Genomic DNA, 14,964 nt, shown 5'->3' on the forward strand with positions numbered 1-14,964 from the left:
GCGTCACCCCACAATTTTAATTAAGCTATCACCCGTAGTCAGTATTTTATTGCCGCTCTGCAGCACGACGATAGGATCTTCTACATGCAAGGCTCCAAGACCAAATTCATAATAAGGGGTCTCTATGGAAAGAACCATTCCTTCTTCAATAACATCATCGCTTGCTGGGGATAAAATAGGCAGTTCGTACGGCTCTAGGCCAATTCCGTGTCCAACATGATGCCTTCTATAGCTTTCAAAGCCTGCTTCATGAACAGCATTCATCGTCAGATGGAACACATCCTTGCCCTTCATCCCCGGCTTAACCCTTTTTATCGCCTCTTGCTGCCCTTTATGCAGCGCATTATATTTCAAGTATTCGGCTTTAAGCTCCTTGTAGGCGAAAACTCTGGCAATATCCGCCCAATAACCATCACATACAATGTCGCAATCAAACCATAAAATATCTCCTGGCATTAGACGGTTGTCAGCACTAGGCTTTCTTTGGCCGCCGACGGCATGTCTGCCCACTTTAATCATCGGCAATGTAGCTACAGCACCTTGCTCTGCAATCGAGCATGAAAAAATTTTGACAATTTCCTGTTCATTAATGCCCTCATATAGCTGATCAATAACGGTTTTAATCGCTTTCTCGATACAAATAGACGAATAAGCAAGCGCCTCTATTTCAAAGCTCGTTTTAACCGCCCTAACGCTTCGGATCACCGCCGAGCTTTCAACCCATTCAACCTGAGGGAGCTTGCTTTTAATCATCGACAAGCGGCTTCCTCTCATGCCATCCTCATCAATCCCTACTCGTTCACTCGCGAGATTAAGCTTATGGATTAACGCAACAAGACCTTCTTCGGCATTTACATTTCCATTGTCATGATTTGATAAATCGTTCAAACGCTGCTCGTCTTCCGTTAATGGGGTGTCTGCTCCATATTCCCGATAAAAGGTACCATAGGTTATGACTTCCCCAATGGGGACTCTCGCATCTAAAATCTGGTCAATTTCACCAACGGAATGCACAATATGAACCTTATCGGGAGCACAGCTTGTAATGACTGCGAAGCATTGTCCAAAATAAGGGTTCAACGTTTTGACTACAGGCTCAAATCCTGTAAAATATTTTATATTTTCTTTGGTAGCCGCAACAATGGCCGACAGATTATGCTCTTTCATTTTTGATAATAATCGCTCCGTATTAAACAGCATCATTCACCTCATGTTTTATTCGAACTCTAATTGCTCAACCAGCTTAATAACGGCAGGGGCAAGCAAGCTATTATCGCTTGAGTCCACCCAATCCACTTCACTAATTTCCGAACACGGCACGATATGTCCAGCCCAGGTTGCTGTATAACAGATGAGCTCAACGTTGGCATCCTCTTTATAGGCAGGCCCTATTACCGTTGTCAAATGTTGAATGCTTTCCCTCTGAACTTCTATATTCAGCTCTTCTTTCAATTCCCTTACTAGAGCTTCCTGCGGGTCCTCTCCTGGCTCTATTTTCCCACCGGGCAAATACCACAGCTCATTATCCCTAACCCTAACGAGAAGCAGCTTGTTTTTATCCTGTTTTACAAGGCAGGCACAGCTAATCATTGTCATGCAGCAGCACCCTATCTACCATGTTGATCATGTTTTGCTTGTCATAATTTATAAAATGTCCTGCGGCAATTCTCATCGGGTCCCCGGCATGAAAAAATTCATAGACTAACTGTCTTTGCCCAAAGCCATCACCGGATGCATCCCAAGCGAGATTTAATAATTTAGTCCGGGATAACGCATCCGTCTCACCTGTAGTAAGCGCACTCCCCAAGTCGCTTAAATCCGAATTAAGAAAATCCTCATAATGCGGGGTAGACAACATGGAACCAGCGGCAAGAGATTGCAAGGTTTTAACCATCGTTTCATACATTTTCGGAAAATTATAGCGAATCGCCTGAATCGCGCTAATGCTTGGCGTTATGATTCCTTCCTCACTTATCGTTGCCTCTGCCTCACTCCATGCGATGCTCGCTTTTACAAGCTCAACATAGGAGGTTAGCTCTCCTAACTTTTCTTGAATATTAATAAATCCATCAAGCTTCAGCATCTTCGCCAGTTGAATGGAAATGCCTGTGAGGAGCTCCGCTTTAGATAAACCTCGCACAATACCTTGATGCCCCGTATGGTTTCTAGCGAAGGTTTTATCGTAGAATAAATTTGATTTAGCAACATCTCTAAACACGAACACCTTGTCCCAAGGAATAAATACTTCATTTAAAATCAAATAAGCATCAATTTCATCAAAAGCGTTAGCTAGTGGGTGATCAAAGGAATGATAGGCTGGATTCACCATCGGTTTTCGGCAAATAATTTTCACGCCTGGGTAATCGATTGGCAAAGCAAAAGAAACCGCGTAGTCCTCGTCACCCGGCTTTAACCCTGGCATATTAAAAATGAGCAATTCATCTGCAATTGGCGCCAAGGTTACGATCATTTTTGCCCCAGTAACGACGATTCCTTTTTGATCATGGCTTACGATTCTCACGGCCGCATATTCATTGATTTGGGAGCCAAGAGGCAAAGAACGATCAATTTGCGGATTAATAGCCCCATGCCCTACAAATAAGTTATTCTCTTTCACATATTGATAGTAAGCTCTCATATTTTCCGAGAAATTAGCAAACGGATTGCTTCCCAGCTGCTTAGAATGAGCATATAACGTAGCTAAAGCGGCATTGATAAAATCTGGCGTTCTGCCCAACATCCCAAAGGAAATATCCGCTACAGCCTTGTAGGATTTTCTTTTCCGCTGCAAATCCTCGATTGTTGAAGGGACTAGCAGGCTAATTGCGGCATTGTGGCTGCCATCGTTAAAACAATGAATATCGGATTGTTCTTCCTGCAAATCATAATACTTTTCAATACAACCAATCGCACCCGCAAAAGCCGGGTTTGTCGCTACATCCACTTGAATCCCGTTTAAATAAACAGAATTTCTCCCTTTCATTCTTTTCAAATAGGCACTTTTAGCTGAAAATTCATAGGTTTGCACGTTATTCAACACCTCTTACATTATTTTTTACCATAAAAATCTTGATAATTAGTTTATAAAAAATCTAAATTAAACATAAAATAAAAAATAGATAATTATAGCAAATTACATATGTAATGGTAATTTAATTTTATGAAAAAGTCTGTCGAAATTAGCTGTCGAATATAGACTTTTTTTGTCGTAATTAGCTTTGAAAATGGTTTAAAACGATAAAAAGCAGCCGCTCCCGTAATGGAAACTGCTGCTTTTTATCTATTTATCGCGAAAACTAAAGCCATTCTATATGTCATGTAAGCGTTTTATTATTTGTAAATATACGACATTTATATTGATGGTACAGACAAACTTTCCTGTATATAACAGCAGATCTTCCCGTCAGAGCAGGATGCGGTTTCCGCAAAAAAATAGCAGGACAAAGAACGTTTGCTGCGTTCTTTATCCTGCCGGAATTGCTTATGAATGATACTTGATAGATTTAGCCCTTGAGCTGCTTATACTTCTCTGCGTATTTGCTAACGCTCTGAATGAATGTCGCATGCGACCAAGTGAGCGGTGCGACCGAGAGCGGGCTGCCGTCGAACGGATTCAGCTGCTCTGCCAGCAATCCGCTGGATAAAGCATGATCCACGACCCATTGCAGCGTCTGCTTCGGCCCTTCCAGATCATCCAGCTTCTGTGCAGAAGCAATTTGGTAATTGGCGACCCATAGCGTGCAAATAATCCACGGATTGCCCGGAATTTTATCAATATCGCCGGTTTGCTGGAAATAATAATCGTTCGTATACCGTGCATGTCCGCCGACGTCGGTCTGGATTTTCAACCCATCTCTGATCGCATTCATCGTCCGAACAACTTTATCATCATCGACCGGCAGCACGCCAAATTCCCAAATGCCGAATACGCTGCTCTCCAGCGTCATATCCTTCACCCAGCCATTGTCCTTCTGAATAAGCCCTCGCGCGAACCGTCCGCTTTCCTCATCCCACAGCTGTGTCAGCATGCCGTTCTTAATCGTCTGGGCTGTATTCCGGTAATGGTCGCTGCGCTCATAATCGCCGAACAGCTCGGTGAAGAAGGCTGCCGCCATTAAGCCGCCATATACAGAAGCGACGGTATAGGTCCAGATGCCATAACGCTCTTCCCACAGGTCATAGCTCGGTTTAGGCAGCGACAGCTCAGGCTCTATATAGCTGCTAAGAAAGGTAGCTGCCTTGCGAATCAAGTTGCTGTACAAGGACTGAGGCAGCTCAATGACTTGATTGCGCAAATAATCCTGCCATAACGCGAACAGGACGAGCGCCGTCTCGTCTTCCTGAATCGGAAGCCGCTGGCTGCCCTGTACGATATACGGATGCCAGCTGGAGCCGACCGTTCCATCCGGATTGTATTTGTGATACAAATAGCCATCTGGCGCAAGCGCTGCTGCGCAAAAATTGAAAAATGGCGCAATAACGCTCTGGTAGCCGGCAAGCGACATCGATTCGGCGATTAATGCGCCGTCACGCGGCCACATGTAGCTGTAATGGTCACGATTGTATTGCAATATATCCGTATCATTCGCCGCCAAAATCGCGCCGCGCTCATCTACCTGCGTGCGCACGATGAGCAGGCTGTGACGGAACATGCGGCTGATGCTCTCATTTAAATCGCCCAAATCGCTCTCGGCTCTTCTCAGCCAATGATTCCAATAGATGACGACGCGGCTAAGCAGCTTTTCTGGGCTATTATCAAGGACGTATTGATTAAGCTCCTTGACCTCCTCCAGGTTTTTGCCAATCGACATCCAATAATAAAACGTTTTTTCGCCGTCCCCCGGCACATTGGCACTGAGGCCAATCGTACTGTCTACGGAGCCTTGGGCAATCGTATTGCCCATTAGCACGCCATCCTCTGCATCACGCCAGGTGCCTTCCGCAGAGTGGAACCGTTTGATTCCCGTCGAATATTGCATCAAGCCGCCTTCATCGCTTGAGCCGCTGAACATAAAATAGTTCGAGCGCTTGTAATGAAACAGCGTATTATTTTCCGGGTAATACGCAGCTGTATCGCCTACCTCCGAGCCATCGATCATCAAATCCTGATGAAAAAACAGCCTTGCCTCGCGGCCATCATTGCGTAAATTTCGTACGACGACCCGCTTAATATAAATGCATTCGCGCTGATGAATACCGTCATTCATCTGCAGCTCAACACCAAGCCCAGCATGTCTGGCTATGATGTTCGTAACGAGCGAATCGTCAATATACCCAAGCTCAATGTTCCACTCGGGTTCATCCAGCCAGGAGAAGACGCCGCCAATCCAAATGCCGAAGCGGCAATAGTGGCCGCCCACATGATTGAGCTGTCCCACATAAGGATAATAAATATCGCGGATGTAACAGGTTTGATCCAAATTCACTAACAGCTTGCCATTGCCAATTACAAGGTGACGGGGCATGGTTTGTTCTCCTCTCGCTGTAACAAAAGTTGATGATATACGGCTACGTAGGCTTTGGCCGAGCGATTCCAGCTATAGTTCTCCTTGGAGACATTGTCTATAATTTGCTTCCAAGCCTCTGGATTCCGGTATACGCGCAGCGCTCTGCTAACCGTACTCCAATATTCATCGGCATCATAGCCCACAAAGCTGAAGCCATTTCCTTCACCAGTATATTCATCAAAAGACTGGACGGTATCCTTTAATCCCCCGGTTTCCCTAACGATCGGGACAGCACGGTAGCGCAGCGCAAGAAGCTGGCTAATTCCGCAAGGCTCGAAGCGTGAAGGCAGCAAATATAAATCAGCTCCTGCGTAGATGCGGCGAGCGAGCCTCTCGTTATAGCCAAGCTTTACCGCAATTTTGTCAGGATAACGCAGCGCAAACTGCTGCAGCAGCTGCTCATAATGCCACTCGCCCGAACCAAGAATGACGAGCTGGATATCCTCCTGCAGCAGCTGTTCAAGCCTTGCCGTGATGAGGTCCAGCCCTTTCTGCTCTACAAGCCGGTTGACCATGCCAATGAGCGGAATTTCCTCCGATTCCGGCAGTCTGAGCTCCTGCTGCAAATCGAGCTTGTTTTTCCGTTTTCGGCTAATTGAATTCCGGTATGGCGTATGCAGCGAGGAATCCTTCATCGGATCATAGGACTCATCATCAATCCCGTTTACAATGCCCAAAAGATCGCCTTCGCGATGCCGCAGCAGCTTCTCCAGACGCTCGCCATATTCACTGCCCTTGATTTCTTCCGCATAAGTATGGCTGACTGTTGTCAGCTTATCTGCGTACACGAGGCCACCCTTCAAACAGCTGGCTGCGCCATGAAATTCCAGCCCATCCGGGCCAAAAGCTTCATCGCCCGCTCCCGTTAAATCCTGAAGCTGATTGATGCCCAGTACGCCCTGATATTTCAGATTATGGATAGTGAAAACGGTGCGGATATGTGCCCATTGTGCCGCATATTGCGTCTTGAGCAGAAACGGAATGAGCGCGGTCTGCCAATCATGGCAATGGATGACATCCGGAAGCACATCAATAAAGCTTAGCGCCTCCAGCACAGCAAAGCTAAAAAACACAAAGCGCTCAGGATCGTCTCCATATCCATATAACCCTCTGCGCTTAAAATAAAACTCATTGTCGATCAAATAATAGCAAACGCCTTCGATTTCTCCACGGAATAGCCCGCAATATTGATTGCGCCAGCTAAAGGAAACGTTGAAGGAAGCGATTTGTTCGAAATATTCCAAATATTCTGCTGGAATGTCCTCGTATTTTGGTAAAATAACGCTTGTGCCGATTTGACGTTTAACCAATGCTTTGGGAAGAGCGCCTGCAACGTCGCCTAAGCCGCCGGTTTTTGCGAGTGGCGCGGCCTCCGAAGTTGCAAACAAAATATTCATTTTTTTCTCCTCCTGTTTCGCTCAAAAATGGAGCTGGCAGAGGCTGCGACACGCTGCAGAAAAGTCCCAGCTTAGCACCCAGCCTCATACCTGCCTATTTCCTTTAAGTTAGATCGTCTTGCGCTTGCCTGCCAGGAAGGGCAGCTTCTCCGCTCCTCTTATATCCCGGTTGCAATCGACTCGTACATCCTTATCCAAAATGCTATGCTGAATCAGGCTATTTTCGCCAATGATGCCATTTTGCATAATGATGCTATTGCGAATGACTGCCCCTTTGCCAATATGGACACCCCGGAACAAAATGCTGTTCTCCACGGTCCCTTCAATGCGGCAGCCATTGGCGATTAATGAATTATTAACTTTGGAAGATTCCAAATACCGCGCCGGCGGCTCATCCTTAACCTTCGTAAAGATCGTGCCTGGCTGGAAAAACAGCTCCTTCCATACTTCAGGGCAAAGCAGATTCATGCTATTGGTAAAATAGCTTTCAAGCGTATTGACTACGCCCAAATAACCATCGTATAAATGTCCATAAACCCGCAGCTTGTTCAAGCGGGAGAATATCGCATGGCGTACGAGATGATCCTGCCCTTGGGCGAGCGAGGTTTCTACGATTTCCATGAGCAGATCCTTCTTCATCACATACATTTCCATCGAGGAAATATCGCTCAGCATGCGCCCATAGTTTTCCTGAATCGATGTAATTCGGCCATCGCTGCTCATCTTGACCTTGCGCGCCTTGCCGGCCAAATCATGCTGCTTCTTGCACACGATTGTAATATCCGCCCCGCGTGCCTCATGCTCATCAATAATCGGATTAAAATCAATATTGCAAACCATATGGCTGCGCGTAATGACAACATACTCCGTCGTTGAGCGGTTGAAATAATCGCGATTTTGATAAAAATGGTATAAATCGCCGCGGCTGATTTCCTGCAAATCATCCGTAGCTGGCGGCAAAATAAACAACCCGCTCTGACGATTGTTCAAATCCCAATATTTACCTGATCCAAGATGATCCATAAGTGAGCGATACTTCGTATGCGCAAACACCGCTACCTTGTTAATGCCAGAGTTCACCATGCTGGACAAAATAAAATCAATGAGCCTGTAGCGTGCTCCAAACGGCACGGTCGCAAGGCAGCGGCTTTGCGTTAAATGCTCCAACTCGTCCGACTCGTGTATTAAATTGATAACGCCCATTATCCGGTTGCTCATGATGGCTCCACCTCCAGCAATACGTGATCATTCGCAACGAACTGTCCAACAGCTACGACGGTAATCGCATCATCCTCCGGATCGCCAATCTGCACGCCGTCTTCGATTACAGCGCCTTCGCCGATAATTGCCCGATAAACGCGTGCCCCTTCGCCAATTCGCACATTCGGCATAATGACGGACTCGCTCACCTCACTGTCCTTCTCCATCTGTACGCCATAGAAGAGAACGGAACGATCTACCCGCCCTTCCACAACGCAGCCCTCCGTCACCATAGATGATTTCACCTCGGCGCCCGCCGCTACGTATTGTGCCGGCCGATTGGGATTGACAGAATAGATGCGCCAATCTTGATCCGATAGATCTAGCGAAGGCTCCTCTGCGAGCAAATCCATATTCGCCTCCCATAGGCTTTCAATCGTGCCGACATCCTTCCAGTAGCCGCGGAACGAATAAGCGCTGACGATGAGGCCATCCCGCATCATAGCCGGAATAACGTCTTTGCCAAAATCATTGCTGGACTGGCGGTTCGCCTCGTCATAAATCAAATACTTTTGCAATACCGACCATGTAAAAATGTAGACGCCCATCGAGGCGATATTGCTGGTCGGCTTCGCAGGCTTTTCCTCAAATGCAGTTATACGGTCTTCATCATCGACATGCATGACACCGAAGCGGCTGGCTTCCTTCCAATCTACTTCTATACCTGCTATCGTTACATCCGCCCCGCACCGCTTATGATGCTGAAGCATCAGATCGTAGTCCATCGTATAAATATGATCGCCGGAAATGACCAAGACATAGCTTGGATTATATCGCTCAATAAACTCCATATTCTGGTAGATTGCGTTGGCCGTGCCCTTGTACCAGACGCCGCCCTTCTGTTTCACATGCGGAGGAAGAATAGCCATGCCGCCATCGCTGCGATCCAGACCCCAAGGCGTTCCAATGCCCAAATAACGATTGAGCTCAAACGGCTGATACTGCGTCAATACACCTACTGTATCGATACCTGAATGCGTGCAATTGCTTAATGTAAAATCAATAATCCGATATTTCCCGCCGAAATAAACGGCAGGCTTGGCCAAATCCTTCGTCAGCACTCCAAGACGTTTTCCTTCACCCCCTGCAAGCAGCATTGCCAACATTTCTTTACGAGCCATGGACACCAACTCCTTATTCATGAGTGTCCCCCAGAACCTAGATGAGAGAGCAAGGCGATAGCGGGGGAAAATGTGATGAGATGCAACATTTGCAGTCGTGCCCAGCAATCGTATCGCTGACGAAATAAGGTTATCCCTTATCCCCGAGTCCCGGGTTTATATGACTTGTCGTCTATGAAAGAGCGGTTGCAACCCGGCTCTGGCACTCCGATTTGATAGTTGGAGCAGCATTTTGGAGTAGTTGGCTTTAACAACAAACCCTTGCCACATCATAATTAGGATATGACAGATTGTCCGGCAATATGAATATATGCCAGAATAGAACTGGAAGAGAGCTTCCGTCCGTGAGCAGACAAACTATGGAGCTAAAGTGAATAGGAAGCAAAGAGCTGCTTAACTGTGATAAATTCGTATGCGAGAGTTCTACATTTGCGGTGGCCTTGCCATTGAGTGAAATAAAGCTGTAGTGGGGATAATCATCCTGTTATTTGGAAAGCTGCGATTGACAAGGTCTGCTCCTTCCTTTTAAATTGGACAAAAGCGACGGTTGCCTGATTATTTGTGAGGTAAATGGGGCCAATGGCCCCATCTTGCAGCTAGTTATATTATACATCTTTCATAGCCAAATGAAACCTTAAATTGCTGATTTACTGACTGATAGAAGATGAATATGTATTTATTTTATACTGTACGGGTTACGCGATGAATGTAATAATGTTTAGAGCAGTATCCCTTCGTACTGGCGCTTTTTGTACAGTTAATCCATTTACAGTTCGTTACAATTTTCGTTCTACGAGGCCGGATGGTGAGAGGGTCGCCATGACGCATAAGACGCTGATGGTGCATGGAGCATAATTCTCTGGCTTTGACGGGTTTGGTGCAGTTCTCAATGGTGCATTCATTATTCATGGTGTATCTCCTCCGGAATCAAGCCTTTTAAAATATTTCCCTATATATTGATTATTTTAACAAGGAAAGCGACAAGTTATAAAGCGCGCTGAGCGCCCAATAAGCTGCAATAATCGGACAGATAACCATCTATCCGCTAGCTATATGCCTGCTAGGCTTGCGAGTTTAATTAATTAAACACTAGACCAATGTGAAACGGTTGTCGCCGTCCTCTAGCGGCGCGGCGCGTTTCATTCCGAGAAATATAGAGAACGGATAGTATTAGGATATGCTTTCCTATATTTCAAGCGTAAACGGCTGTCTTTGTCCTCTGGCGGCAAAGCTACCGTTTAGCGATGAAATATAAAAATTTATTAGTGTGCAACTTATAAATTCTTATATTTTAAAAATACCTTACATACATGCCGCACTGCTGGCTCAAAGGAGCGAAAACGATTGACGGTTTTTGAAAGAGTGTTTCAAATGATGGACAGTCCTGCTGCTATTATCCGATCTGTAAAGCATTATGGCTTCTTCATGGATGTCAATGAAGCTTTCATTCGCCTAACAGGTCTGGAATATGAATCTTTGATAGACAAGCCGGTAGGCGAGCTGGTAGAGAACTGGTCGCTCAAGCATTTCAAGACCAGCACAAAACGAGAAGGACTGCTCCACACCTGCAAGCCGGGAGGAACGCCCGTCATGGTCGAGCATAACAACCTGAATATGCTTAACGAAGAGCGCCAGGCATTATCACTCATTATACTGACTGATTTGAGCTCCCATCATTGGATTGAACGGCAATTCGAGACGAATACGGTGCTGTTTAGCGGCATTCTCGACGCCAATTATCAGGTGCAGTTTTTGAAAGACCCCTTCCCCGCCTATTTGATAGCCGACGGCCATTTGAATGGAGAATCCTTTCTGGAAATTGTAGCCGAAAGCGAGCATCTGCGCCTGCTACATATTTTGGAGGAAACGCGAAAATTCAAAAAAACAAACCATATTACTGTAAAAACAACCAAAGTCAATGGCGTAGAGCTTGAAGTAAAGATCACATTCACACCTATCTTTGACGGGTTTGGACGAATTAAGGAATACGCCTTTATCGTGCTTGATTTGCAGCCTATTAACACGCATGAGTATATTGATTCCAGCATGCGGCTGAAAATTTGGATGGCAAAACGCGACATAAGCGCAGGCCAGCTCGCAGCTGCCACCGGTATTTCCATCCAGACGATTTCCAAGCTGCGCAATGGAAAAATAAAAATGCCCCAGCGGCTTACCGCTGAACTGATTGCCTCCGAGCTGAAGGTGGACTGCTTAGAGATTTGGCAAAAAATACGCAAATAAGGGATGGTCCCCTTCAGGACCATCCCTTATTTATATACTATTTGTTATTAAGCGGTTCGGCTAGCTGCGCTTTGTCCAGAAAGCTTGTCGGCTCGCCCATGTAATACAGGTGCAGCTCATGCATCGCTCGCGTACAGGCCGTATAAAACAGCTTGCGCTCGTCCTCCCGTCCATAGACTAAGCTTGAAGCATTATACAAAATGACAGCGTCAAACTCCACGCCTTTAGCCAAATAGGAAGGAATAACGACAACCCCCTGCTCGAACGTCGACGTTTCTTTAGCAATTAAGTTTATATCTGGAACGATGGCGGACAAAGCTTCAAAAGCCTGCCTGCTTTCCTCCGCTGTCTTGCCAATAACGGCAATCGAGCTATTGCCTTGTTTCTTGAGCGCCTCGATACGCTGGGCAATTTGCTTCGTCAGCTCTTCCTCGCCAGCAATAGCGGTAATCGTTGGCCATGGACCGCTGCGGTTGAACGGAATAATCCGCTCCCCGCCCGCAATAAAGCTGCTAGTAAATTCAGAAATTTGGCGGGTTGAGCGATAGCTCCTCTCCAATACGACGCGCTCGGTTTCCTGCTCCTCATACATGCCCGACAAGGCATGAAAGCTGTCGCCGACTACAGCATGGGCGAAAATCGACTGGTTCAAATCGCCAAGCGCCGTAATTTTGCTGCTCGGGAATATTTTCTTTAAATAATGGAATTGGAACGGCGAATAATCCTGCGCTTCATCGACGAACAAATGCTTAACCGACGTATTCGTCTGGAAGCCCTCAAGCAGCTCCTTCAAATATAAATAAGGCGTGGCATCCTCATAAAATAATTCCTTACGCGCCAGCTTCTCCGCCGTGCCTTCGCAGATCGCAGCCCAAAGCTGCGGATATTCACCCTCATGCTTGTTTGTTTCATGAAACAGCTGGCGATACACCTCCGGCATATCCAGAAACTTAAGCCGTTTTACCCGGCTGCGCAGGCGCTTAAAGCGCTCCTGTACAATGATTGCCGCCAGACGGTCGCTCTCCCGCTTATGGTCATCGAAGGAATTTTGCGTAAATCCTTCCTTATCCAGCAGCTCGCTGTAAACTGTATTATACGTTTCGTTATCGAGCAGTTCCATCTCTTCTTCTACCCAGCGCTTGCCCCGCTCCTCGCGCCCGAGGCGGGTCAGCTCCTTGAGCAGCCACTCGGCGGTCATGCGCAGACGGTTCGGAATCGGATGAGAACGATTTTGGCTGTAAAAATGCTCGTGTATTGCCTCGGCTGTAATTAACGTGCGGCCGCGGAACTTCATCGCCCGAAAGCGCAATCCCTTCTCGCCAAGTGAAGCGGCATACCGATCAATCAGCCCAATAAAAGCAAGGCTTGATTTGTAGCGAATCCCTTCAATGCGTGCATCATATTCGCTGCCATGAGCGGCAGAGAGCGTATACTCCAATTGGGAGAATGGGTCCTCCAGATCAAAGGTTTGAACAAGGCGATGCTCCAAATACTGCTGATACGTCGTCTGCTGCATATTTTGCTCGCCGAGCTCCGGCAGTACGGTTGCGACGTAGCTGTTAAACATCGGATTTGGCGAAAAAAGGACGATTTGATCGGCATTCAATGTACCGCGATAGCGATAGAGCAAATAAGCTACCCGCTGCAAGGCAGCTGAAGTTTTACCGCTTCCCGCCGCTCCTTGAACGAGCAGCAGGCGAGCCCGCTCATTGCGGATAATTTGATTTTGCTCGCGCTGAATCGTCGCCACAATGCTTTTCATTTGCGAATCCGACTGCTTGCCTAGCACTGCTTGCAGTATTTCATCGCCAATCGTTACGCCCGTGTCGAACATGCCTTCAATTTCGCCCTGACGAATAATATACTGGCGCTTCAGCGTCATTTCTCCGGAAATTTGCCCACCTGGCGTCTCATATTTTGCAGGTCCCGGCGAATAATCGTAATAGAGGCCGGAAATAGGTGCACGCCAGTCATAAATTAAGTAGTTGGCTCCGCTTTCGTCGAGCAGGGAACCTACCCCCAAATAAATCGGCTCAATCGCCTCGCGGCTCTCGCCATCCTCTACAAAATCAATGCGGCCGAAATACGGCGACTGTGCCAGCTTCTTCAGCAGCCCCAGCTGCTCCATTGCCACGCGGCGCGTCCGTTCCCGTTCCGACAGCAATTCAGCCTGCTGCTTCAAGCTGGCATGCGTCTCCGCAGATTCGGCAGAATCCTCAAAGTTGACCGTTACGTCATCCCAGAAATTTTTACGAATGTCTACAATGTCCTCGCGCAGATCTCCAGCCTGATCCTGCAAGCCGTCGATTTGCTCCTTGACCCACTTCGTTACCCGATTAACTCGCAGCTGTTCCTGTTCAAGCTCATAATTCGGCATCATAGGTCACGCTCCTTTATATATAAAAGTAGTACTTCCGCAATTGTATAAATAAGAAATAAATATTGCCCGTCTTAAAACAAGCGATTATAATGGCAAAGGCAGAAATATAATCATACATGCTGCATCGCAGCAAAGCAAGCCGCGGTTCGTAAACTCCCGCGTTATCAAAACTAGGAGGTTTTTTTCACATGTTCAACTTGTGGTTCGGCGTTCTTTTTATGCTCGCCCACTTCACGCTTTTTCTCATTTCCTACCGATTATTCGGCAAAGTCGGCATCTTTGCCTGGATTGGCATGGCGACCGTTGTCGCCAATATTCAAGTCGTCAAAACCGTTGATTTGCAATTCGGTACGCTGGCCATCGTTATTACGCTCGGCAATACGATGTATGGCACCATCTATTTGGCATCCGACCTGCTCAACGAGAAATATGGCGAAGCCGATGCCAAAAAAGCGGTCTGGTTCGGGTTCTTCACCTTAATCGCCTCAACCATTATTATGCAGATGGCGCTGCTGTTTAATCCAGCCGAGCCCGGTGTGGAGGCGCAAGCAGCGCTTCAGACCATATTCGGCATGCTGCCGCAAATTGCCCTTGGCAGCCTATGCGCCTATTTTGTCAGCCAATTTCTTGATGTGAAAATTTATTCACTGCTCAAGCGGCTGTTTCCAGCCCGCAATCAGCTGTGGATACGCAATAACGGCAGTACGATTATTAGCCAATTCGTCGATTCGCTTATCTTTTGTACGATCGCCTTTGCAACTGAATATGAGTTCGATGTGTGGATGTCGATCTTCCTGTCCACCTATGTCATTAAGTTTCTGGTGTCCGTCTGCTCGACGCCGTTTCTATATGCAGCGCGAAGCTTCACGTTCAAGAAAGAATCGATTTAAGTCCGTAATGCAAGGTGAAACGGCTGTCGCCATCCTTTGGCGGCGCGGCGCGTTTCATTCCGAGAAATATAGAGAAAGGATTGCGCTAGGATATCCTTTCCTATATTTCAAGGTGAAACGGCTGTCGCCATCCTTTGGCGGCGCGGCGCGTTTCATTCCGAGAAATAT

Annotated in this window: 10 protein-coding genes; 2 read left to right on the forward strand and 8 right to left on the reverse strand. The window is 46.9% G+C overall.

Annotated elements, in window-relative coordinates; translation table 11 throughout:
- Window positions 1-3 precede the first annotated feature (3 nt).
- From AC50X8_RS00355 to AC50X8_RS00385, 7 genes are all read right to left on the reverse strand, one after another.
- Entirely contained in the window at window positions 4-1,203 is a 1,200-nt protein-coding gene (locus AC50X8_RS00355; protein WP_327204891.1) for a Xaa-Pro peptidase family protein, read from the reverse strand.
- Window positions 1,204-1,215: 12 nt separating this feature from the next.
- Entirely contained in the window at window positions 1,216-1,596 is a 381-nt protein-coding gene (locus AC50X8_RS00360) for an NUDIX hydrolase (RefSeq protein ID WP_056029242.1), read from the reverse strand.
- On the reverse strand, window positions 1,583-3,040 hold the full coding sequence (locus tag AC50X8_RS00365) for a 4-hydroxyphenylacetate 3-hydroxylase family protein (RefSeq protein ID WP_494878055.1): 1,458 nt from the start codon (window positions 3,038-3,040) through the stop codon (window positions 1,583-1,585). Before AC50X8_RS00365 ends, AC50X8_RS00360 begins: the two co-directional genes overlap by 14 nt.
- 463 nt (window positions 3,041-3,503) lie before the next feature.
- The gene (locus AC50X8_RS00370; RefSeq protein ID WP_494858419.1) at window positions 3,504-5,465 is read right to left on the reverse strand and encodes a glycoside hydrolase family 15 protein; all 1,962 of its coding nucleotides are present in this window, start codon (window positions 5,463-5,465) and stop codon (window positions 3,504-3,506) included.
- Window positions 5,447-6,904, reverse strand: coding sequence for a glycogen synthase GlgA (glgA, locus tag AC50X8_RS00375; RefSeq protein WP_494878057.1), 1,458 nt, complete (start codon window positions 6,902-6,904; stop codon window positions 5,447-5,449). Before glgA ends, AC50X8_RS00370 begins: the two co-directional genes overlap by 19 nt.
- A gap of 108 nt (window positions 6,905-7,012) precedes the next feature.
- Window positions 7,013-8,122: a glucose-1-phosphate adenylyltransferase subunit GlgD gene (glgD, locus tag AC50X8_RS00380; protein WP_056029251.1), complete on the reverse strand. Its 1,110-nt coding sequence runs from the start codon at window positions 8,120-8,122 to the stop codon at window positions 7,013-7,015.
- Complete coding sequence (locus AC50X8_RS00385) at window positions 8,119-9,285, reverse strand: glucose-1-phosphate adenylyltransferase (RefSeq protein WP_056032723.1); 1,167 nt, start codon at window positions 9,283-9,285, stop codon at window positions 8,119-8,121. The genes glgD and AC50X8_RS00385 overlap by 4 nt, the downstream gene beginning before the upstream one ends.
- Window positions 9,286-10,629: 1,344 nt before the next feature.
- Between AC50X8_RS00385 and AC50X8_RS00390 the strand changes: the two genes are divergently transcribed.
- A complete protein-coding gene (locus AC50X8_RS00390) occupies window positions 10,630-11,526 on the forward strand; it encodes a PAS domain-containing protein (protein WP_494878059.1) in 897 nt (298 codons plus the stop codon).
- A 37-nt stretch (window positions 11,527-11,563) separates the two neighbouring features.
- Here the strand turns inward: AC50X8_RS00390 and helD are convergent, their stop codons facing one another.
- On the reverse strand, window positions 11,564-13,903 hold the full coding sequence (helD, locus tag AC50X8_RS00395; RefSeq protein WP_494878661.1) for an RNA polymerase recycling motor HelD: 2,340 nt from the start codon (window positions 13,901-13,903) through the stop codon (window positions 11,564-11,566).
- Window positions 13,904-14,094: 191 nt separating this feature from the next.
- On the opposite strand from helD, the gene AC50X8_RS00400 reads away from it, so the two are divergent.
- Window positions 14,095-14,796 (forward strand): queuosine precursor transporter, encoded by a 702-nt coding sequence (locus AC50X8_RS00400; protein ID WP_099519731.1) that lies wholly within the window; start codon window positions 14,095-14,097, stop codon window positions 14,794-14,796.
- Window positions 14,797-14,964 lie beyond the last annotated feature (168 nt).

Source organism: Paenibacillus sp. JT22N15, from assembly GCF_059383755.1.

What these genes read in the sequence shown, in the direction of transcription:
- AC50X8_RS00355 (WP_327204891.1), bottom strand. Translation starts at nt 1,203, where the DNA reads ATGATGCTGTTTAATACGGAGCGATTATTATCAAAAATGAAAGAGCAT.
- AC50X8_RS00360 (WP_056029242.1), bottom strand. Translation starts at nt 1,596, where the DNA reads ATGACAATGATTAGCTGTGCCTGCCTTGTAAAACAGGATAAAAACAAG.
- AC50X8_RS00370 (WP_494858419.1), bottom strand. Translation starts at nt 5,465, where the DNA reads ATGCCCCGTCACCTTGTAATTGGCAATGGCAAGCTGTTAGTGAATTTG.
- glgA (WP_494878057.1), bottom strand. Translation starts at nt 6,904, where the DNA reads ATGAATATTTTGTTTGCAACTTCGGAGGCCGCGCCACTCGCAAAAACC.
- glgD (WP_056029251.1), bottom strand. Translation starts at nt 8,122, where the DNA reads ATGAGCAACCGGATAATGGGCGTTATCAATTTAATACACGAGTCGGAC.
- AC50X8_RS00385 (WP_056032723.1), bottom strand. Translation starts at nt 9,285, where the DNA reads ATGGCTCGTAAAGAAATGTTGGCAATGCTGCTTGCAGGGGGTGAAGGA.
- helD (WP_494878661.1), bottom strand. Translation starts at nt 13,903, where the DNA reads ATGCCGAATTATGAGCTTGAACAGGAACAGCTGCGAGTTAATCGGGTA.
- AC50X8_RS00400 (WP_099519731.1), top strand. Translation starts at nt 14,095, where the DNA reads ATGTTCAACTTGTGGTTCGGCGTTCTTTTTATGCTCGCCCACTTCACG.